At 71.2% G+C, this 20354-nt stretch carries 18 protein-coding genes; 13 read left to right on the top strand and 5 right to left on the bottom strand.

Annotation, left to right across the window (positions count from 1 at the left end; translation table 11 throughout):
- Positions 1–30: 30 nt before the first annotated feature.
- Entirely contained in the window at positions 31–840 is an 810-nt protein-coding gene (locus ACI3ET_RS04560) for a DUF881 domain-containing protein (RefSeq protein WP_405031779.1), read from the bottom strand.
- 54 nt (positions 841–894) lie between these two features.
- Here ACI3ET_RS04560 and ACI3ET_RS04555 point away from each other — a divergent pair, with 54 nt between their 5' ends.
- Complete coding sequence (locus ACI3ET_RS04555) at positions 895–1158, top strand: cell division protein CrgA (RefSeq protein WP_405031778.1); 264 nt, start codon at positions 895–897, stop codon at positions 1156–1158.
- A gap of 84 nt (positions 1159–1242) precedes the next feature.
- Here the strand turns inward: ACI3ET_RS04555 and ACI3ET_RS04550 are convergent, their stop codons facing one another.
- Both ACI3ET_RS04550 and ACI3ET_RS04545 read right to left on the bottom strand, forming a co-directional pair.
- The gene (locus ACI3ET_RS04550) at positions 1243–2172 is read right to left on the bottom strand and encodes a rhomboid family intramembrane serine protease (protein WP_405031777.1); all 930 of its coding nucleotides are present in this window, start codon (positions 2170–2172) and stop codon (positions 1243–1245) included.
- Between the two features lie 13 nt (positions 2173–2185).
- Positions 2186–2704 (bottom strand): peptidylprolyl isomerase, encoded by a 519-nt coding sequence (locus ACI3ET_RS04545; RefSeq protein WP_405031776.1) that lies wholly within the window; start codon positions 2702–2704, stop codon positions 2186–2188.
- A gap of 123 nt (positions 2705–2827) precedes the next feature.
- Here ACI3ET_RS04545 and ACI3ET_RS04540 point away from each other — a divergent pair, with 123 nt between their 5' ends.
- The 7 genes from ACI3ET_RS04540 (at position 2828) to ACI3ET_RS04510 (ending at position 11253) form a co-directional block, all read left to right on the top strand.
- Positions 2828–4210, top strand: coding sequence for a hypothetical protein (locus tag ACI3ET_RS04540; protein ID WP_405031775.1), 1383 nt, complete (start codon positions 2828–2830; stop codon positions 4208–4210).
- Between the two features lie 190 nt (positions 4211–4400).
- Entirely contained in the window at positions 4401–6641 is a 2241-nt protein-coding gene (locus ACI3ET_RS04535; RefSeq protein WP_405031774.1) for an acyltransferase family protein, read from the top strand.
- 20 nt (positions 6642–6661) lie between these two features.
- A complete protein-coding gene (locus ACI3ET_RS04530; RefSeq protein ID WP_405031773.1) occupies positions 6662–7879 on the top strand; it encodes an ATP-grasp domain-containing protein in 1218 nt (405 codons plus the stop codon).
- Positions 7869–8864, top strand: coding sequence for a hypothetical protein (locus tag ACI3ET_RS04525; protein WP_405031772.1), 996 nt, complete (start codon positions 7869–7871; stop codon positions 8862–8864). The genes ACI3ET_RS04530 and ACI3ET_RS04525 overlap by 11 nt, the downstream gene beginning before the upstream one ends.
- Entirely contained in the window at positions 8861–10039 is a 1179-nt protein-coding gene (locus ACI3ET_RS04520) for an alpha/beta hydrolase-fold protein (protein WP_405031771.1), read from the top strand. The genes ACI3ET_RS04525 and ACI3ET_RS04520 overlap by 4 nt, the downstream gene beginning before the upstream one ends.
- Before the next feature lie 35 nt (positions 10040–10074).
- Complete coding sequence (locus tag ACI3ET_RS04515; RefSeq protein WP_405031770.1) at positions 10075–10626, top strand: NYN domain-containing protein; 552 nt, start codon at positions 10075–10077, stop codon at positions 10624–10626.
- A 39-nt stretch (positions 10627–10665) separates the two neighbouring features.
- A complete protein-coding gene (locus ACI3ET_RS04510; protein ID WP_405031769.1) occupies positions 10666–11253 on the top strand; it encodes a peptidase in 588 nt (195 codons plus the stop codon).
- 58 nt (positions 11254–11311) lie between these two features.
- Here ACI3ET_RS04510 and ACI3ET_RS04505 read toward each other — a convergent pair whose 3' ends face one another.
- Positions 11312–12133 carry a mechanosensitive ion channel family protein gene (locus tag ACI3ET_RS04505; RefSeq protein ID WP_405031768.1) on the bottom strand — a complete coding sequence of 274 codons (822 nt, stop codon included), beginning with the start codon at positions 12131–12133 and terminating at the stop codon, positions 11312–11314.
- 131 nt (positions 12134–12264) lie between these two features.
- Positions 12265–13824: a SulP family inorganic anion transporter gene (locus tag ACI3ET_RS04500; RefSeq protein ID WP_405031767.1), complete on the bottom strand. Its 1560-nt coding sequence runs from the start codon at positions 13822–13824 to the stop codon at positions 12265–12267.
- Between the two features lie 187 nt (positions 13825–14011).
- Here ACI3ET_RS04500 and ACI3ET_RS04495 point away from each other — a divergent pair, with 187 nt between their 5' ends.
- From ACI3ET_RS04495 to ACI3ET_RS04475, 5 genes are all read left to right on the top strand, one after another.
- Entirely contained in the window at positions 14012–14623 is a 612-nt protein-coding gene (locus ACI3ET_RS04495; protein WP_405031766.1) for a hypothetical protein, read from the top strand.
- Complete coding sequence (locus tag ACI3ET_RS04490; RefSeq protein WP_405031765.1) at positions 14620–16212, top strand: peptide chain release factor 3; 1593 nt, start codon at positions 14620–14622, stop codon at positions 16210–16212. The genes ACI3ET_RS04495 and ACI3ET_RS04490 overlap by 4 nt, the downstream gene beginning before the upstream one ends.
- The gene (locus ACI3ET_RS04485) at positions 16209–16631 is read left to right on the top strand and encodes a MerR family transcriptional regulator (protein ID WP_405031764.1); all 423 of its coding nucleotides are present in this window, start codon (positions 16209–16211) and stop codon (positions 16629–16631) included. Before ACI3ET_RS04490 ends, ACI3ET_RS04485 begins: the two co-directional genes overlap by 4 nt.
- A 109-nt stretch (positions 16632–16740) precedes the next feature.
- Positions 16741–17034 carry a site-specific integrase gene (locus ACI3ET_RS04480; protein ID WP_405031763.1) on the top strand — a complete coding sequence of 98 codons (294 nt, stop codon included), beginning with the start codon at positions 16741–16743 and terminating at the stop codon, positions 17032–17034.
- Positions 17035–17038: 4 nt separating this feature from the next.
- The gene (locus ACI3ET_RS04475; RefSeq protein ID WP_405031762.1) at positions 17039–19882 is read left to right on the top strand and encodes a cation-translocating P-type ATPase; all 2844 of its coding nucleotides are present in this window, start codon (positions 17039–17041) and stop codon (positions 19880–19882) included.
- Positions 19883–20354 lie beyond the last annotated feature (472 nt).

Here is a 20354-nt window from a genome sequence, read left to right as displayed (position 1 = left end):
TGCAGCCCCGTCGGGCCACGTCGGTCACGGTCAGTCTCCGACGCTGGGCTCCTCCTGGGGCGTCGACGGCTCGACCACCCGCGCGGCCTGAGGCCGGATGCTGCCCGCGTAGGCCGGCATGTCGACCTCGTCCAGGTCCTGCACGACATACCCCAGCCCGATCGCGTCGGCCCACTGGCGGTAGGTGGTGACGACCGGGTCGCGTTCCAGGGCGGCGTGCAGGGCGTCGCGGTCACCGATGGCGGTGACGGTGAAGGGCGGGGAGTAGACGCGTCCCTGGAGGTAGAGGGTGTTGCCCACGCACTGGACGGAGCTGGTGGACACGAGCCGCTGGTCCATCACCGTGATGGCCTCGGCCCCACCCGCCCAGAGCGCGTTGATGACGCCCTGCAGGTCCTGCTGGTGCACGACCACGTCATCCACGGAGTAGCCGTCGGGAAGGGTGTCGAGGGTGTAGCCGGCGTCGTCGAGGGTCACGCTCACGGCGGGCCCGCTGACCGCGGCCAGCCCGACGGCGGGGGCCAGGGCGTCGGCGCTGCTCGACAGGGCCCGCCGCTGCTGGGTCTCCACGCCCTGCTGCAGCTCCTCCACCTCCGCCTGCAGCTCCTCGGCGTCCTCGCTGAGCTGCCTGACCTGCTGGTCGCGCGTGGTGATGAGGGTGACCAGGTCGCTCGCGCCCGAGGCGGGGGTGCGCTCGCGGGCCAGCGAGGCGCTGGTGCCGAAGAGGACCCCGGCCAGGAGACAGATGACCGTGACACCCGCGGTGCGGGCGCGCCGGTGGGTCGGCCGAGGCGCAGCGGTGGGCTGCGCGACCGCTGGGTCCTCGGGCGTGGTGGTCATCACCGCTAGCCTAGCCACGTATCCTGGCCGCACCGACCTGCGAAGGAGACCGTCGTGCCCGAGTCCCGTGGCCGTGAGGGCGCGAAGCAGCGCGCCCAGCGAGCCAGCCAGCTGACCCCGCAGACCCAGAAGCTGCCCTCCAACCCGTCGTGGTTCGTGCCCGTGATGAGCGGGCTGATGATCCTCGGCGTGCTGTGGGTGTCGATCTTCTACATCACCTCCGGCGACTGGCCCATCGAACCCATCGGCTACTGGAACCTCGCCATCGGCATGGGCCTGATCATGAGCGGTTTCGTCATGGCGACCCGCTGGCGCTGACCGTCCCCGGTCCTCCTGAGTTATCCACAGGATGTCCCCAGCTGGGGACAAATGACACCGATGTCATTCGTTTCTGTGGACAACTCATCCCAGGACGGCGAAGGCCTGGGGCCCGAGGACCTGCAGGATCCGCAGCACGGACACGCTCACCAGCAGGACGGCGACGCCCGCGAGCGCCGGCCAGATGAGCGCGCGGCGCCGCACCGCCTCCCGCGAGCGGCCGGGGGCCGAGGTCAGCCACAGCAGGCCACCGATCGCCGCACCCGTGAGTGCGCCGCCGACGTGGGCCTCCCACGCGATCCCGCCCACGAAGAAGGGCAGCGCCAGGTTGATGCCGATCATCACGAGCAGGCTGGTGGGCACCTGACCCGTCCGCAGGATGAGCACGACATACATCAGCAGGAGCCCGAAGATGGCGCCGGAGGCACCCACCACCTGGGTGAACCAGCCGGGGTCGGGGGCGGAGAGCAGCAGCACGCCGAGGGATCCGCCGACGGCGCACAGCAGATAGCTGACCAGGAACTTCGCAGGCCCCAGGGTGCGCTCGAGGATGGGGCCGAACGCGAAGAGGATGTACATGTTGAACATGATGTGCAGCAGGCTCGTGGGGGAGTGCACGAACGCCGTCGTCACGAAGCGCCACGGCTCGAGGCCCGCCAGCACCCCGACGAAGGACAGGTCGCGGGTCAGGCCCGGGACCGTGCGCTGGCCGAGGTAGACGAGCACGCACAGCCCGATCAGGCCGTAGGTGACGTAGGGCGTGCTCGCGGCGGTGGCGGGGGCGCCGAAGCGCGTGCGCGGGGTCGGGACGTCCTTGGCCCCCTCCTTGACGCAGTCGACGCACTGGATGCCGACCGCCGCCGGCCGTTGGCAGTCAGGGCAGGTCGGGCGTCCGCAGCGCTGGCAGCTGACGTAGGAGACACGGTCGGGGTGCCGGGGGCAGACCGGTGCCGGAGGTTGCGCCGCCGGGGCTCCCGGGGTGTCCGGGGGCCCCGGCGGTGGGGGGGTGCTCATGCGCGGTGGGTGGTCAGCTGGCGACGCTGACGCGCTCGATGACGACGGGGTCGACCGGCTTGTCGTTCGCACCGGTCTTCACCGCGGCGATGGCGTCGACGACGTCGCGGGAGCTCTGGTCGGCGACCTCGCCGAAGATCGTGTGCTTGCCCTGCAGCCAGGTGGTCGAGTCGACGGTGATGAAGAACTGCGAGCCGTTGGTGCCCTTGCCCATCCGCTTGCCGGCGTTGGCCATGGCGAGCATGTAGGGCTGGGTGAAGTTGTGGTCGGGGCTGATCTCGTCGTCAAAGGTGAAGCCGGGCCCGCCCATGCCCTCGCCGAGCGGGCAGCCGCCCTGGATCATGAACCCGGGGATGATCCGGTGGAAGGTGAGGCCGTCGTAAAAGGGGGCGGGGTTGGTGCGCCCGGCCTCGTCCTTGTACTCCTTCTGACCCGTGGCGAGCCCGACGAAGTTCGCCACCGTCTTGGGTGCGGCGTTCTCGAAGAGGACGACGTTGATGTCGCCGTGGTTCGTGTGCAGCGTGACGTTCATGGGCCCCAGTCTCGCACGGAGGCCCGTCCGCACCCGCCCCCCGGCACGGCATACCCCCCCGCGGTGGTGGCACGGGAGCGTAGGGGGCAGGATGGAGAGGAGACAACCCAAGGAGGGACAGCTGTGTTCTTCAAGACAGATGCCGACCGCGCGGCCGCCGAGGCCGCCAAGGCTCGCCAGGATGCCGCCGAAGCCGGCTCCACCGCCGCCATCGGCGCCCGGAACCTGGGGGCGGCCGTCGTGGCCACCCTCGCCGAGGTGACCGCGCCGGCGGACGACCGCAAGGGCAAGAAGCACGCCCAGAAGGCGCGCGCCAAGGCGATCAAGGCTGCGCAGAAGGACCGTGCGGACGCGAGCAAGGCCGCCACGAAGGCCGCGAAGCACGGACGCAAGGCCGCCCACCTCGGACGTTCCGCGGCCGACCACCGCGCCGAGGAGGCCGGCAGCCTGCTGGCCGGTCTCGCGGAGGCGGCCAAGGAACAGGCCGGCTCGACGGCCGGCAAGACCGCCGCCGCGGCGGCAGGTGCCGCTGGCACCGCCAAGGTCGCGGCCTCGCACCTCGCCGACAACGCTCGCGAGCAGGCCGTCCACGCCCGCGAGTCGCTCGTCGAGCGCTCCGGCCCGCTGGGCGACTCCGCCAAGGAGCTCGGCTCCACGGCCAAGGAGAAGGCCGGGCTGGGTGCCGCCCTGGTCGCGGCGCTGGCTGCCAGTGCCCGTGAGCGGGCCGAGAAGACCCGCACGAAGGCCGTCGCCGGTGTCGACCACGGCATCGACGCCGCCGTGCCGCGTGCCCAGGAGGGCGTCGCGGGTGTCGCGCCCAGGGTCGACCACCTGCGCGACGTCATCAACGAGGAGCTGCTGCCCAAGATCCAGGCGATGCTCGGTGACCTCCAGGTCGGCAAGGACCGCCTGCTGGCGCAGGACGAGGGCGTCGTCGCTGCCGTCACCGGTGCTCCCAAGGCTCACCAGAAGCGCAAGGGCGGCACCCTCATCGCCCTCGGCCTGCTCGCCGCGGTCGGTGCCGGTGTCGCGTGGTGGCTGTCGCAGAAGCAGAAGGCTCCCGCGACCGACCCGTGGGCCAGCCAGGTCGGCGACGACCCCTGGGCCAGCCGGACCCCGACGTCCGCGGACCCGCTGGACGCGGCCCCGGTCGTCCCGGTGGCAGGCGTGGCGGGCGTCGCCCCCCTCGCTGACGTCGCGCCGGTGGCCGACGCCGAGCCGCTCGGTCGTCACTCCACGGGCGTGGACCCGGTGGCCGACGTCGAGCCGGAGGCGGTCGCCCCGGTCGCCAAGCACACCTCGGACGCCGACCGGCCCCTCGGGTCCATCGACACCTCCGAGGCGGGTTCGCTCCCGCGCATGCTGGAGTCGGAGCAGATCGACGCGCTCGCGACCGACGAGCCGACGCCCGTCGAGGAGCAGACCGCCGGCGAGAGCCCGACCGAGGAGATCGAGGCGGCCCGCCACCACGCCGACGAGGCCGGCACGGACGGACCTCGCCTCTGAGGTGACCCGAGCAGCACGACCGACGGGCGTCCCCCTGGGGGCGCCCGTCGGTCCGTCCGGTGCGTCACGCCCACGCGAACGGTGGCGGGAGAGTCACACCCGCACCTTGCGACACACCGGGCGGGAGCAGGGGCGGGGGTGGGGTGCGCCCCTACGCTGAGGGCGACGCCACAGGCCAAAGGAGGGGTGCATGTCGGTCATGCCCTCGCAGGACCCGGGAACGGGTGAGTTCTGGGAGCCCGGCGACACCCCGGCGGAGCACCACGGCACGAGCACCGCGCTGCTGGCCCCCCCGCAGACCGCGGAGCACCCGGGCCCGGCGCTCGACCCCGACGCGCACGCCCGCACCTCCGCACCGCACCCCCGTGGCACCACGCGCCGTCGGCGTGGCGGACGAGGGCCGGACGGCGTCTCGCCCCGCCCCGGGCAGATCCCCGGCCTCGACGGCCTGCGGGCCATCGCGATCATCGCCGTCCTGCTCTACCACTTCCTGCCCTCGACGCTGCCCGGCGGCTACCTCGGCGTCGACGTGTTCTTCGTGGTGTCCGGCTTCCTCATCACCACTCTGCTCCTGCGCGAGATCGACGCCACGGGTCGGATCGACCTGCCGAACTTCTGGCGACGCCGGGCCCGGAGGCTGCTTCCCGCCCTCGTGGCGGTCGTGCTCGTCAGCGTCACCGCCGCCCGTCTCGTGGGTGGAGACCTGCTCGTCGGCATCGGCCGTCAGATGCTGGGCGCACTGACGTTCAGCACCAACTGGCTCGAGATCGCGGCCGGCGCCAGCTACTTCCACAGCACCTCGCCGATCCTGTTCATCAACTTCTGGTCGCTGGCGGTGGAGGAGCAGTTCTACCTCCTGTGGCCGCTGACCCTCGTCGTCGTGCTCGCCGTCGCGCGCACCGCCCGGCAGCGGATCGTCGGCGTGGCCTCGATCGGGCTGGTGTCCTCGGTCGCGATGGCGCTCCTCTACACCCCGGGGGCCGACGCCACGCGCGTCTACTACGGCACCGACACCCACCTGATGGGGCTCATGGCCGGGGCCGCGCTCGCCGTCGCCTGGGCCGACCCACGCCACCGTGCGGGGCTGCGGGCCCAGGTATGGCGTCGCTGGCGCTGGGCGGCCGTGCTCGGCGCGCTCGCCGTGCTGGGGGTGCAGATGCGGTGGATGAGCGACACCTCGGCGGTCACCTTCCGGGGCGGGATCCTGCTGGCGTCGCTGGCGACCGTCGTCCTCGTCGCCGCACTCCTGGAGTCCCGCAGCCCGTGGCGCACCCTGATGGACCTCGCGCCGCTGCGGTGGGTCGGTGAGCGGTCCTACGGCATCTACCTGTGGCACTGGCCGGTCCTCATCCTCGTGGGGGCGTTGTTCCCCTATGCCGTGGGCACCACCCGCGGCTGGGTCGTCCTCGGCAGCGCCCTGGTGCTGACCCTCGTCCTTTCCGAGCTGTCGCTGCGGCTGCTCGAGCAGCCGGTGCGTCGCCGTGGTCTGCGCCGCTCGGTCCGCGACCTGGGCGCCTGGCTGGCCACGCCGTGGCAGGACCGCCGCACCCCGCGCATCGTCGCCGGCGTCGTCGTCCTGCTCCTGGTCCTCGCGGGCGTCGCGCTGGCGACCGCACCGGAGAAGTCGTCGACCCAGCAGCAGATCGAGGCCGCGCAGGCGCGGCTTGACGGGACCGGGGAGAACTCGGGGTCCGAGCCCGGCGTGGTCGCCGACGGGGGTGCGGGTCCCACCGTCGGCGCGCTGCTCGGGATGCTCGAGGCAGGCGAGCCGCAGGCCGAAGCCGCCGCGGCCGAGGCGCCCGCCACGGAGCCCGAGGAGACCGCCGAGGCAGCGGAGCCGGACGTCGAGGAGCAGGAGACCGAGGAGACGGGCGCCGAGCCGGCCGGCGACGCCACCGAGGTCAACGGCACGACCTTCTCCCCCGACGCGGACGGCCTCCTCGTCCCAGCCGGGGGGCAGCTCACCGCCGTCGGGGACTCGCTCGTCGTGACGAGCGCGGACGGGCTGACCTATCGCTTCCCCGACATCAACTACGTCGCCAAGTCCAACCGGCAGTGGGGCGACGCGGCGCCGATCGTGGCCGCAGCGATCACCGAGGGTGCGGTCCGGGCGAACGTCGTTCTCCACCTGGGCACGAACGCGGGCGTCGACGAGAAGGCGCTGCGCGCGACCCTCGACGCGCTGGGCCCGGAGCGCAACGTCGTCGTCATGGACCTCTACGTGCGCGCCTCGTTCACCGAGTCGTCCAACCGCACGATCGAGGAGGTCGTGGCCGACTACCCGAACGCCGTCGTGGGCGACTGGAACGCCACCATCAGCACCCAGCCGGAGGTGCTCCAGGCCGACGGCGTGCACCCCGACCTGGACGGCATGCACGTCTACGCCGACGTCGTCGCGCGCGCCTTCGACACCCTGGCCGAGCGCCGCTGACCTGTGGCAGGCTCGACCTCGTGAACATCGTCTTCGTCGAGCCTCACTTCCCCCGCAACCAGCGCGAGTTCACGCGGGCGCTGGCGCAGCAGGGGGCCCACGTGATCGGCATCGGGGAGACCCCCTGGGACTACCTCGACGACGAGCTCAAGGGCTGGATGGTGCACTACGAGCAGGTCGGGTCTGTGACCGACCTGCACCAGATGACCGACGCGGTCCGCCGCGTCCAGGGGATGGTGTGGGTCGACCGTCTCGAGTCGACGATCGAGTCCCACCAGATGGTCGCCGCGCAGGTGCGCGAGGCGTGCGGCATACCCGGCACCTCGGTGCGCACCACCTGGCTGTGCCGGGACAAGCCGTCGATGAAGGAGGCCCTGCGCGCAGCCGGGGTGCGCACCGCGACCACGATCGGCGCGGACAACGCCGAGCAGGTGTGGGAGTTCGCGCGGCAGGTCGGCTACCCGCTGGTGCTCAAGCCGCGCGACTCCGCCGGCGCAGCCGGCACCTCCCGCGTGGACGACGACACCGGGATGGCCGCCGCCCTGGAGGCGATGGGCGGCTACGGGTCGATCGCCGTCGAGGAGTTCATCGAGGGGCACGAGGGGTTCTACGACACCATCGCGGTGGAGGGGCAGACCGCGCTCGACTTCGCCTCGCACTACTTCCCCGGCGTGCTCGAGGCGATGCGCACCCGCTGGATCTCCCCGCAGTTCGTGGCCACGAACCGGATCGACTCCGGCGGGCTCTACGACGAGATCCGCGAGATGGGCGCTGTGGTCAACGCCGCCCTCGGGATCGGCACCTCGGCCACCCACATGGAGTGGTTCCACGGCCCCCGGGGCCTGGTGTTCAGCGAGATCGGCTGCCGTCCGCCCGGGGTGGGGTGCTGGGACCTCTACTGCGCGGCCAACGACATGGACGTGTACGCCGCGTGGGCCGAGGCGATCGTGCACGGTCGGGTCAGCCAGCACCCCAGCCGCAGCCACGCCGCCGGCATCATCGCGCTGCGGCCCGACCGCGACGGTCAGGTGACCGGCTACAGCGGGCTGGAGGACATCGAGAACCGCTACGGCCGGTGGATCATCGACGCCCACATCCCCGGTCCGGGCACCCCCACGCAGCCGGTCGAGGCCGGCTTCATGGCGAACGCGTGGATCCGGATGAAGCACCCCGACTACGACCACCTCCGGGGGATGCTCGACGAGGTCGGCAGGACCGTGCACCTCCATGCCGGGTGACCTCCTGGCCGACCCCCGCATCACGCTGCTCGGACCGCAGCGGCAGCCGCGGCTCGGCACGGTCGTCCAGCAGCTGGGGCTGACCGGGTCCCGGTTCGCGACGATCACCGCCGGCTGGCGGGACCGCGAGTCCGACGACGGTCTCCTGCACGAGCAGCTCGGCGGCAACGCCGTCAACCTGCACCTGTGGCGCCGCATGCAGCAGGTGTGGGAGGCCGACCCGGAGCTGGAGCAGGCCGACCGCCGCCGCCGCCAGTCCCTGACCGAGATGCAGACGCTCTACCTCATCGGCCTCGAGCAGGCGGCCGTGGCCATCAACCGGATCCTCGAGCACACACCGCTCGACCCCGGCATCGTCGCGCTCGCGCTGCAGGACGTGCTGCAGGTGATGCGGGACATGGACGAGCGCCACCTGCAGCGTGTGGGCGAGCTGCACCACGACTTCTACCTGCGCCAGAACCCGGAGCACCGGGACGCGGTCGTCGAGGCCCGCTTCCTCGTCGGCCGGGAGATCGCCGGGTGCGACGCGATCGTCATCCCCGGCGGGCATGTCGGGGTCCTGCTCGGCGCCCTGCACCTGTTCAACCTCGGGCCCGCCCTGTCCTCGCCCTCGGAGGACGAGGACGGCACCCCGGACCTCTTCCGGCCGGTCATCGCCTGGGGGGCCGGCGCGATGGCGCTGACCGAGCGGGTGCTCCTCTTCTACGACAACGCCGTCGCCAGACCGGGCGTCTCCGAGATGCTCATGGACGGCCTCGCACTGACGCGCGACGTCGTCGCGCTGCCGTCGCCGAAGGACCGGCTGGACATCAAGAACCTCGAGCGCATGCGGGTGCTGGCCGCGCGCACCGCCCCCGCCCACGCGCTCCTGCTCGACGAGGGGGTCCGGGTGACGCTGACCGCCGACGGACGGCTGCCCGCCGGGTCGCGGGTCGTGGGTGCCGACGGTCAGGCGACCGACCTCGTCCTGGAGGGGGAGGCATGACCCTGCCCACGCCCTACCCCGTCGCGCGGCACCGCGGGAAGCTGGCGGTCAACGTCCTGCGCTCCCGCGGGCAGATCACCCCCGAGGACGTCGACCACTTCCTCGCCGAGCACGACGTGCCGATCGTCGAGGGGTCGAAGTGCACCTTCCTCTACCGCGGAGAGGTCGACGCGGTCGCGGTGCGGCACCGGATCGTCAACCAGCCGCAGCACGTGCCGATGAAGCGGATCGAGGGCACAGACCTCTGGTACTGCACGATCGAGCTTCCTGCGCACTCGCGCGTGGAGTACTCCCTCGAGTCGCGGGTGGGGCACGCGGTCGAGTCCTTCAACGACCCGCTCAACCCCCAGGTCGCCCACTCCCCCGTGGGGTCCTCCAGCGTGCTGCACTCCGCCGGCTACGCGACGCCCGAGTGGGTGCTCCCGCAGCCGGACGCGCGGCCCGGCGAGCTTCTCGACTACGACCTGCACTCGCGGGCCCTGCGCCGGACCACCCACAACCGGATCTACCTGCCCGCACGCTTCCGCGGCTCCAGCCACTACCCGCTCCTCGTGGTGCACGACGGCGACGACTACCTGAACTACTCCTCGATGAAGACGGTGCTGGACAACATCGTCCACGACCTCGACATGGCCGAGACGATCGTCGTCTTCTCCAACCCGGGCGACCGCCTCAAGGAGTACCCCAACTTCGCGGCGCACGCGCGCCACCTGACGCACGAGCTGCTCCCCGCGATCGAGGCCGAGCTTCCGGTCGTCCCGCGGCCCGAGGCGCGCTGCCTGATGGGGGCCAGCTTCGGCGGGGTGGCGTCGCTGTCCACGGCGTTCCGCAACCCCGGGGTGTGGGGCAACCTGTTCCTGCAGTCGGGCTCTTTCGTCTTCACCGACATCGGCAGCGACCACGGCGGCGGGCCCGCCTTCGACCCGGTCGTGAGGTTCATGAACCGCTACCGTGAGCGACCTGTGCGGGTGACCGACCGGATGATGATCACCTGCGGTGTCTACGAGCCGCTCATCGTCCCCAACCGCTCGATGGTGCCGGTGTTCGAGTCCACCGGGACGCAGGTGCGGTATGTCGAGTCCCGGGACGGGCACTCGTGGGAGAACTGGCGCGACCGGCTCCGCGACGGCCTGTCCTGGATCTTCCCCGGACCGCAGAAGCTCGTCTACGAATAATGCAAGACACCCGAATATCACGCTAGGAGGCCGGAATGGCCACGTCATACCTGCTCGTCGACGGTGAGAACATCGACGCCACGCTGGGCAACTCAATCCTCGGGCGCCGCCCGCAACCGGAGGAACGGCCCCGCTGGGACCGGCTCCTCGCGTTCACCGAGGACGTCTGGAAGCAGCCCGCCAAGGGCCTGTTCTTCCTCAACGCCAGCTCTGGCCTGCCGATGTCGTTCGTCCAGGCGCTGCGCGCGCTGGGCTACACGGCGGTCCCGCTGTCGGGGACGGCGGAGGAGAAGGTCGTCGACATCGCCATCCAGCGCACCCTGGACGCGCTCGCCGACCGCGACGACGACGTCATGCTCGTCAGCCACGACGGCGACTTCCTGGAGTCGGTGGAGCCGCTGCTCGGTGGTGACCGGCGGGTCGGACTGATCGCGTTCGAGGAGTTCCGCAACAGCGGCTTCACGGGGCTGCTGTCCCGCGGGATGGAGTTCTTCGACCTCGAGCGCGACACCAGGGCGTTCAACGCACCCCTGCCGCGCCTGCGGATCATCCCGATCGAGGAGTTCGACCCGCTGCAGTTCCTCTGAGGATCGTGACCCGGCTGTGCTTCCCTCGAGGCTGCCCCCGTGGCACGCTGGGGGACCAGCAGTGACCTGCGTCGCACGAGGGTGGCTGAGGAGGTCGCGGTGCCGGAGCGGGACGGAGTGCCGGTGGAGGTCGCCCCCATCACCAGGGGCGGGTCGTTGGCGGGCTTTCTCATCTCCAACAGATGGCCGGACGACACCCTGGAGTGGGCCACCTTCCTGCTGCTCGCCGTGCAGACGGCTGCGGTGCCTGGCCTGCTCGGCCGGAGCACGGTCTTCCGGGTGATCGAGGGCCCGCCCGAGGGTGCGGAGCGGGCCGTCGGGCTGGTGCTCGCGGAGGTGATGATCGGCGACGAGGAGCAGATGACCCCGGGCCGGTATGCCGAGCACCCGCCGCCGGGTCTCGCGGTGCTCCACCCTCCCGGCTCGACGCTCGCGTCGGTGCCGGAGTACCGCACCGCATCCGGTTGCATCCTCCTGCCCGGCCTGCCCGACCTGGGGCTGGACCACCGGGCGGCGTGGGTCGAGGCCGACGCGGAGGGGCATGTGACCCGGATGGCGAGCAGGGGCAACGTCGACCCCGGGTGCGACGCGGACACGGCGGCGCTGGCGCTGCTGCTGGCGGGGTGAGCCTTCCTCTGCTGCTGGTCACGAGGCGGACGCAGGTCCTGAGGGCGATGAGCGGTCCTCAGCCGGAACCGTCCGGCCCCCCGTGCCCAGGCGCACGCCATACCACCCGCTGCGGGAACGGGATCTCGATCCCGGCCTGGTCGAGGTCGCGCTTCACCGCCATCGCGGCGGCGCTGCGGGCGGTGAGGGTGGAGGCCATGTCCGAGGGGTGCCAGAACAGCACCTCGAAGGTGATGGAGCTGTCGGCGAACTCCTTGACCCAGGCCTTGGGGGTCGGGGTGTTCTGCAGCTCGGCGATGCCGGTAAGCGACTCCGTCAGCACGCGCTGCGCTCGAGCGAGGTCGGTGTCGTAGGCCACCCCGACCACCAGGGTGGTGCGCCGCAGAGGCGTCCGGGTGTGGTTGACGATCGGATTGCGCAGCACCTCGGCGTTGGGCAGGACCACGTCCAGCCCGTCGTAGGTGCGCAGCCGCGTGGCACGCAGGTCGATGTCGAGGACGGTGCCCTCGTAGTCGAGGCTGGTGATCTGGTCGCCGACCTTGAAGGGCCGACGTGCCTGGATGAGCAGGCCTGCGAGAAAGTTCTGCAGCAGGTCCTGGGCGGCGAAGGCCACCGCGATGCCGCCGACGCCCATCGCCCCGAGGAGTGGTCCCACCTCCAGGCCGCTGGTGCGCAGTGCCCACAGACTGCCGAGGACGAAGACCGCGACACTGACGAGGCGCCCGACCTGACGACCGGTGTGCCGTTGACCGTCGGCCCCGTCGATGCCACGCGTCAGAGCACGGTGGATCACCAGGCTGAGGAGGAGCGTCAGCGCGAGGACGAGGGCGCCGGACCAGCCGGGGCCGAGGTCGGCCATGAGGCGGTTCACGTCGGGCATGGGAGTGAATGTCTCACACGGGTCACGGCGGGGGGAGTCGGACCCGCATCCCCGGTCTGACGGTCCACGACGCGCCGCGACGGTTCGTGAGCGGACGGTGGCTGACAGCCCGGCGTGCTGGGCGCGATCCGTCAGTGGCCCTCGCCGAGCTTGCCGGAGAGGAGGCGGTGGCGGTCGAGGGAGGCCTGGTTGAGTCCGACGATGTCGACGCTCTTGCCGAGCCGCTGGTACTTGGTCTCGATGGCGTCGAGCGCGGCCACCGTGGACGCGTCCCAGATGTGGCTCTCCGACATGTCGATGACGACCCGGTGGGGGTCGCCGGCGTAGTCGAACTGGTAGACGAGGTCGTTGCTGGTGGCGAAGAAGAGCTCGCCGGCGACCTTGTAGACCCGCACGTCGACGGTGCCGTCGCCGTCCTCGTCGGTCTCCATGACCTTCTCGACGGAGGCGAAGTGGGCGACGCGACGGGCGAAGACGATCATCGCGGCGTTGACCCCGACGATGACGCCGTAGGCGAGGTTGTGGGTCGCGACGGTGACTCCGACGGTGAGCAGCATGACCACGGTCTCGCTGCCGGGCATGCGGCGCAGGGTCGAGGGGGCGACGCTGTGCCAGTCCATGGTGGCGACCGAGACCATGATCATCACCGCGACGAGCGCGGCCATCGGGATCATGCCGACCGCGGGTCCGGCACCCACGACGAGCGCGAGCAGGAAGACGCCGGCGAGGAACGTGGAGATGCGGGTGCGGGCGCCGGAGACCTTGACGTTGATCATGGTCTGGCCGATCATCGCGCAGCCGCCCATGCCGCCGAAGAACCCGGAGGTCAGGTTGGCCACGCCCAGGCCCCAGCCCTCGCGGGTCTTGTTCGAGTGGGTGTCGGTGATGCCGTCGACCAGCTTGGCGGTCATCAGCGACTCGAGGAGCCCGACGAGCGCCATCGCCAGGGCGTAGGGGGCGATGATCTGCAGGGTCTCCAGCGTCAGGGGCACGTCGGGGAGGAAGAGCTGGGGGAGCGAGTCGGGCAGCTCGCCCTGGTCGGACACGTCGGGCAGCTCCCAGCCGGCGGCCCAGGCCAGGGTCGTGATGACCACGATGGCCACCAGGGGGGCGGGCACGACCGTGGTCAGCCGGGGCAGGCCGAACATGATGAGGACACCGAGGGCGACCATGGGGTAGACGAGCCACGGCACGTCGACGAGGTAGGGGATCTGCGCAGTGAAGATGAGGATGGCCAGGGCGTTGACGAAGCCGACCATCACCATCCTCGGGATGAACCGCATGAGCCTGGCCACGCCGATCACGGCCAGGACGATCTGCAGGACCCCGGCGAGAAGGACGGTGGCGATGAAGTAGTCGAGCCCGTACTCCCGCGCGACCGGGGCGATGACGAGGGCGATCGCGCCCGTGGCTGCGGTGATCATGGCCGGACGTCCACCGACGAAGGCCATCGTCACCGCCATGACGAAGCTGGAGAACAGTCCCACGCGGGGATCGACGCCGGCGATGATCGAGAACGAGATCGCCTCGGGGATCAGGGCGAGGGCGACGACGAGGCCCGCGAGGACCTCGGTCTTCAGCCGGCGGGGGTTGCGGAACGCTGCGCGGGTGGAGGTCTCGCGCTCCCCGGCCTCGGGCACGATCGGGAAAGGATCGTCGGGTGGCAGGGTGGTGGTGCTCGCCTCGGACATGGGGGCTCCTCGTCGGGGTGCAGGTGCGAAAGCTGGGTCGGCGACGTGCCGGACGGTGCGCAGACACAAGAGGCAGCGATGAGAGCCACGTCATCGCTGCACGCGACAACTTTACCGCAACGTTAGAGTAGGGAGGGTGTCGACGTCCATGAGTGCCTTCTGCCCGTCCTGCGGGACGAGTGACCGGGTGACCGGTCACTCGGAGGCGGGCTCCCAGGGGATCCGGCTGACGTGCGGACGCTGCGGAGCCTCGTGGGAGCGCGGTGAGGGCGGTGAGCGACGGTGCGCCTCCTGCGGCGGCCGGGAGCTGACGAACCGTGCGCAGACGATGCGCCGCCACTCCCGGGGCACCCAGCTGTCCATCGTCGGGTGGCGGGACGTGGTCCTGTGCGTGCGGTGCGACGCCGGGGTGCTGGAGTCGGTCGGCACCGGGCAGAGGCCGATCCCGGAGGAGTACGTCTCGTCCGCGCTCGTCGACTCGCACGCCCCCGCGCCACCACGACCCGCCGTGCCGAGAGGCCAGCGGACAGCGGCTCCCCGACCACCCTCAACACAACCTGCACCGCCTCCGCCGGCACCCCGGCCACCGAGCACCGTCCGTCAGGCCCTGCAGGAGCCGCAGACCGCACTCGCGTCGGCCGGGACGACCCTGGACCCGACCACCGTGCTGCTCCTGGGCACCGGCAGGGCAAGCACAGCCGCACGACATACCCTGACCGCCCTGGCCGAGCACTGGCTCGCGCAGGGGTGGACCACCACAGACCTGGCCGCGCGCCTGCGGCCGCAGGAGGATGCATGACCCACGACGTGACCGCCGAGGTCGCCCGTCGCCGCACGTTCGCGGTGATCTCCCACCCCGACGCCGGCAAGTCGACCCTCACCGAGGCGCTGGCGCTGCACGCGCGCGCCATCGCCCAGGCGGGGGCCGTCCACGGCAAGGGTCAGCGGCGCGGGGTCGTGTCCGACTGGCTGGACATGGAGCAGGCCCGCGGCATCTCGATCACCTCCGCCGCGCTGCAGTTCACCGTCGACGACGTCGTCCTCAACCTCCTGGACACGCCGGGTCACGCCGACTTCTCCGAGGACACCTACCGGGTGCTCTCGGCGGTCGACTGCGCCGTGATGCTGCTGGACGCGGCCAAGGGCCTGGAGCCGCAGACCCTCAAGCTGTTCGAGGCCTGCCGGGCCCGCCGCACCCCCGTCATCACCGTGATCAACAAGTGGGACCGGCCGGGCCAGGAGCCGCTGGAGCTCCTGGACGAGATCGAGTCGCGTCTGGGGATCGTGCCCACGCCGCTGAACTGGCCGGTCGGCATCGCCGGCGACTTCCGCGGGCTCGTCGACCCGAGCACCGGGGGCATGACGCAGTTCACCCGCACGCCCGGTGGGGCGACGATCGCTGGTCGCGAGGCGCTGGACGCCGCGGAGGCCGCCCGCCGTCACGGACCTGACTGGCAGCAGGCGGTCGAGGAGTTCGAGCTGCTCACCGCCTCCGGGCAGTCGCACGACCAGGAGGAGTTCCTGGCGGCCCGGACCACGCCCGTCCTGTTCTCCGCGGCCGTCCTCAACTTCGGGGTGGCCGAGCTGCTCGACGTGCTGACGCACCTCGCGCCCGCGCCCGGGCCCTGGAGGGACGCCGCCGGCAGCACCCGCCCCGTGGACTCGCCGTTCTCAGGGTTCATCTTCAAGGTGCAGACCGGGATGGACCGGGCCCACCGCGACCGTCTCGCGTTCATGCGGGTGTGCTCCGGACGGTTCGAGCGCGGGATGGTCCTCACCCACGCGGGCAGCGGGCGGCCGTTCCAGACCAAGTACGCCCAGTCCGTCTTCGGCCGCGAGCGGGAGACGATCGACGAGGCGTTCCCCGGCGACGTCGTGGGCCTGGTCAACGCCCAGTCCCTGCACGTCGGCGACTCGCTCTACCACGGCGCCGCGGTCAGCTACCCGCCGCTGCCCCGGTTCGCGCCCGAGCACTTCGCGGCCGTCCGGCCGCGCGACACGGGCCGGTCCAAGCAGTTCCGGAGGGGCGTGGACATGCTCGACCAGGAAGGAGTCGTCCAAGTCCTTGTGTCCGACCGGCGCGGGGTGCAGGCACCCGTGCTGGCGGCCGTGGGGCCGATGCAGTTCGAGGTGGCAAGCCACCGGCTCGAGCACGAGTTCGGCGCCGAGGTGGTCCTGGAGCCGCTCACGTACACGATCGCGCGCCGCACCCGGGCGTCCCTGAAACCGCTCATCGACGGCAAGCACGGGGCGGAGGTGCTCGAGCGCACCGACGGGACGGTCGTTGCTCTGTTCACCGACCGCTGGCGGATGGGCACGATCGCTGCCGAGCTGCCGGAGGGGAGCCTGCTGCCCATGTTCGGCGCCGAGGACCAGGAGGTCTCGTGACCAGCTCGAAGGAGGATGAGCCCCTGGTGCACATCGGGGAGGTCGTGGAGCGGACCGGGCTGTCGCACCGCACCGTCCGCTACTACGAGGAGATGGGGCTGGTCAGCCCGGCCGGCCGCACCGAGGGCGGGTTCCGGCTCTACGACGAGGCCGGCATCGACCGCCTGCTGCTCGTGATGCCGATGAAGCCGCTGGGCTTCACGATCGAGGAGATCCGCCTGCTGCTGGGGGCCTTGGACACCCTGGCCGACGCCGGTGCCGGCCCGGAGCAGCGAGCCGGAGCCCGAGCCGTCCTGGACGGCACGCACACCAGTGCCCAGGAGCGCGTCGCCGAGCTGAAGGCCGCCACCGCCCGGGCCGAGGCGTTCACCCGGCGGTTGGGTCGGCAGATCCGGCAGTCCGGTCGTCCGCCGGCCTGACACCGTCGGCCACCTGACCTGTCCCGGTCTGGGTTCTCACCCGCCCAGGACAAAGGGGTGAACAAGTACCAGGCATTGCTGACGTCGGTCTTCGGCCTCCTTGACCTCGGTGGCGGTGCTTACCGACCCGCGCAACTACCACCGGGCGTTCAAGCGCCGAGCGAGGAGGGGCGGGGTTCCGGTCATCCCCGTCCACGCCACCCGGCGGACCTACGCTGGCCTGCTGGTCGAACTCGAGGTCCACCCCCGCGTCGCGATGCTGGTCCTGCGTCACAGCACGATCGCCCTCACGACGGAGGTCTACGGCCCGGCCTCGACCGCGGGCACCCGCAGCGCCTTGTTCCTGCTCGGCGGCCAGCTAGGTGATGCGCCGCGTCGGGCGGGTCCTCACCTGAGAGGATGAGGCCGTGGCCGTCGACAGCCCGACCGAACGCACCCTCTCCCTCACCCCGCACCTCACCGGGGCAAGGGAGCTGTCAGACCACCTCCAGGTCGACCCGGACGTCGGGCTGAGCAGCGCTGAGGTGGAGGCACGCCTCGCGGAGCACGGGCCCAACGAGCTGCGCTCCAAGGACGCGGTGCCGCTGTGGCGACGCATCCTCGCGCAGTTCCAGGACCCGCTCGTCTATCTCCTCCTCGTCGCGATCGTCGTCTCCATCACCGCCTGGGTGCTCGAGGGCGCCCAGGGTGTCCCGGTCGACGCGGTCGTCATCGCCGCTATCGTCACCCTCAACGCCATCCTCGGGTTCGTCCAGGAGGCCAAGGCTGAGGACGCCGTTGCCGCGTTGGCGACGATGACGGCCGCCAGCTCCTCCGTGCTCCGCGACGGCCGGCCGACCGCTCTGCCGTCCGCCGACCTCGTGCCCGGCGACATCCTCCTGCTCAGCGAGGGGGATGCCGTGGGTGCGGATGCCCGCCTCCTCGACGCCACCGGCCTGAAGGTGCAGGAGGCCGCACTGACCGGCGAGTCTGCCGCCACCGTCAAGTCCGCGACGGCCCTCTCCGGCGAGGTCGCTCTGGCCGACCGGGTCAACATGGTGCACAAGGGCACCGCCGTCGTCGAGGGCGTGGGTCGCGCGGTCGTCACGACGACCGGCATGCAGACCGAGATGGGCCACATCGCCGCCCTCCTCGACCGCACCGAGCAGCAGCCCTCGCCACTGCAGGTCGAGATCGCCAGGGTGTCGCGCACCCTGGGCGCCCTCGTGATCGGCATCGCCATCGTCGTCATGGCGACCCTGGCGTTCGTCCAGGGCGCCGACTCCCCGCAGGAGTGGGTCACCATCCTCCTGCTCGGTGTCTCCCTCGCCGTCGCAGCGGTCCCCGAGGGTCTGCCCGCGATCCTCTCCGTGGTCCTCGCGATCGGCGTCCGGGCCATGGCCCGGCGCAACGCTGTCATGAAGCACCTGCACTCGGTCGAGACTCTCGGCTCGGCGTCGGTCATCTGCTCCGACAAGACCGGGACCCTCACCCGCAACGAGATGACGCTGCGGACCATCGTCACCGCCTCCGGTCGGGTCGAGCTGTCCGGCACGGGGTATGCGCCGGTCGGCGACGCCGTCCTCGTCGCAGACGACGACGGCGAGGACGAGGCCCTCCTCACCGAGGCCCGGCTCGTCCTCATCGGCGGGTCCATCGCGAACAACGCGACCATCGCCGAGCAGGACGGGCAGTGGGTGGTCCACGGGGACCCGACCGAGGCCGCATTCATCGTCGCGACCCACAAGCTCGCGGAGGTGCCCGAGCGGATCGACCACTACGAGCGACGTGCCGAGGCCCCCTTTACCTCCGAGCGCAAGATGATGTCGGTCCTCGCCCACCACGACGACCGCGCCGAGAACCGCGTGTACACCAAGGGCGCAGCCGACGTCCTCCTCGACCGCTGCGTTGCCGAGCGCCACGGGGACGAGGTCGTCCCGCTCGACGACGCGGCCCGAGCGAGGTTCACGGCGACCGTCGAGGAGCTCTCCGGTGAGGGCTTCCGAACGCTGGGCGTCGCCTACCGAGTCGCCGACGACGGCGGCGCCGACCACGACGTGGAGCACGACCTCATCCTCGCCGGTGTGGTGGGCATCATCGACCCGCCGCGGGAGGAGGCCAGGGCTGCCGTTGCCGCCGCCCGCCGCGCCGGCGTACGCACCATCATGATCACCGGCGACCATCCCGCGACTGCCCAGCGGATCGCCGCCGACCTCGGCATCATCGCCGAGGGCGAGCGCGCCGCCACCGGCGTCGAGCTGGAGCGGTTGGACGACGACGCCCTCGTCGACCTCGTCCGCGAGGTCAGTGTGTACGCGCGCGTCGCCCCCCACCACAAGCTACGGATCGTGGATGCCCTCCAGCGGGACGGGCAGGTCGTCGCGATGACTGGTGACGGCGTCAACGACGCGCCGGCGCTCAAGAGTGCCGACATCGGGATCGCGATGGGCATCACCGGCACCGAGGTGACCAAGGAAGCCAGCCGGATGATCCTCGGCGACGACAACTTCGCCACCATCGTCGCCGCGATCCACCGCGGACGGATCATCTTCGACAACATCGGCAAGTTCCTGCGCTACATGATGTCGTCGAACCTGGGCGAGGTGGTGACCGTGTTCTTCGGCATCGTCCTCGCGGGCGTCCTCGGGCTGCGCGACACCGCGAACCCGGACGCGCTCGTCGTCCCGCTGCTCGCCACCCAGATCCTGTGGATCAACCTGGTCACCGACTCCGTGCCGGCGCTCGCGATGGGTGTCGACCCCGAGATCGACGATGTCATGGCCCGGCCGCCGCGCCGCCCCGACCGTCCGATCCTCGACCGGCCGATGTGGGCGCGGATCCTCTTCACCGGCTTCCTCATGGGGGCGGTCACCCTGCTGACGATGGACCTGTTCCTGCCCGGCGGGTTGCTCGCCGGCTCGGAGTCGTTCGACACCGCGCGGACAGCCGGGTTCACGACGCTCGTCCTGGCACAGCTCCTCAATGCGCTCAGCTCGCGCTCGGCGACCCAGAGCTCGTTCCACCGGATGTTCCGTAACCCGTGGTTGTGGGCGGCGATCGGGCTGGTCGTCGTGCTCCAGATCGTCGTCGTGCACGTGCCGGTGATGCAGCAGGCCTTCACCACCGTCCCCCTGACCGGCATGCAGTGGCTCGTCTGTCTCGCAATGGCTTCGGTCGTACTCTGGGCGCAGGAGATCGTCAAGTTCGCCCATCGCGTGTGGGCCCGGCACCGACCCGCTCCCGTCGTCGATGCGCCGACGGCCCAGGTGTAGGGACCCTGCACCTGTTCCACGACGGCAACGGACGCATCGGCCGGCTGCTCATCGTCCTTCAGCTGTTCGCGCACGGCACCCTCAGCGAGCCGACCCTGACGGTGTCCCCGTGGTTCGAGGCCCGCCGCACCGAGTACGACGACCGCCTGCTCGCGGTGAGCTGCGCTGGTGAGTGGGACCAGTGGATCTCCTTCTTCGCCCAGGGGCTCCAGGGAGTCGGCACGGTCCACCCGAGGTCAGATGCTGCAGCTGGTGCAGGTGCAGTCGTGCCTCAGGGAGACCGTCCGTGCCTCCGCTCTCCGTGCAAACTCGGCCCACACCCTCGTCGACTACGCCGTGGCCCACAGTGGAGTCCACCAGAGTGGTGTACGACGACCACGGTGGTGAGCGTGTCCTGCTGATGTAGGCGCGGTCACCGCGTGATCCTTCGAGTGAACCTTCCACAGCACTCTCGAACGGAGCATCACGATGA

Source organism: Ornithinimicrobium jinqii, assembly GCF_045032595.1.
Taxonomy (GTDB): domain Bacteria; phylum Actinomycetota; class Actinomycetes; order Actinomycetales; family Dermatophilaceae; genus Ornithinicoccus.
This window is presented reverse-complemented; position numbering and strand designations above follow the sequence as displayed.

Bases quoted from the DNA above. Each gene is read 5' to 3' on its own strand.
- ACI3ET_RS04550 (WP_405031777.1), bottom strand. From the start codon at position 2,172: ATGAGCACCCCCCCACCGCCGGGGCCCCCGGACACCCCGGGAGCCCCG.
- ACI3ET_RS04535 (WP_405031774.1), top strand. From the start codon at position 4,401: ATGTCGGTCATGCCCTCGCAGGACCCGGGAACGGGTGAGTTCTGGGAG.
- ACI3ET_RS04490 (WP_405031765.1), top strand. From the start codon at position 14,620: ATGACCCACGACGTGACCGCCGAGGTCGCCCGTCGCCGCACGTTCGCG.
- ACI3ET_RS04525 (WP_405031772.1), top strand. From the start codon at position 7,869: ATGCCGGGTGACCTCCTGGCCGACCCCCGCATCACGCTGCTCGGACCG.
- ACI3ET_RS04505 (WP_405031768.1), bottom strand. From the start codon at position 12,133: ATGCCCGACGTGAACCGCCTCATGGCCGACCTCGGCCCCGGCTGGTCC.
- ACI3ET_RS04545 (WP_405031776.1), bottom strand. From the start codon at position 2,704: ATGAACGTCACGCTGCACACGAACCACGGCGACATCAACGTCGTCCTC.
- ACI3ET_RS04500 (WP_405031767.1), bottom strand. From the start codon at position 13,824: ATGTCCGAGGCGAGCACCACCACCCTGCCACCCGACGATCCTTTCCCG.
- ACI3ET_RS04560 (WP_405031779.1), bottom strand. From the start codon at position 840: ATGACCACCACGCCCGAGGACCCAGCGGTCGCGCAGCCCACCGCTGCG.
- ACI3ET_RS04520 (WP_405031771.1), top strand. From the start codon at position 8,861: ATGACCCTGCCCACGCCCTACCCCGTCGCGCGGCACCGCGGGAAGCTG.
- ACI3ET_RS04515 (WP_405031770.1), top strand. From the start codon at position 10,075: ATGGCCACGTCATACCTGCTCGTCGACGGTGAGAACATCGACGCCACG.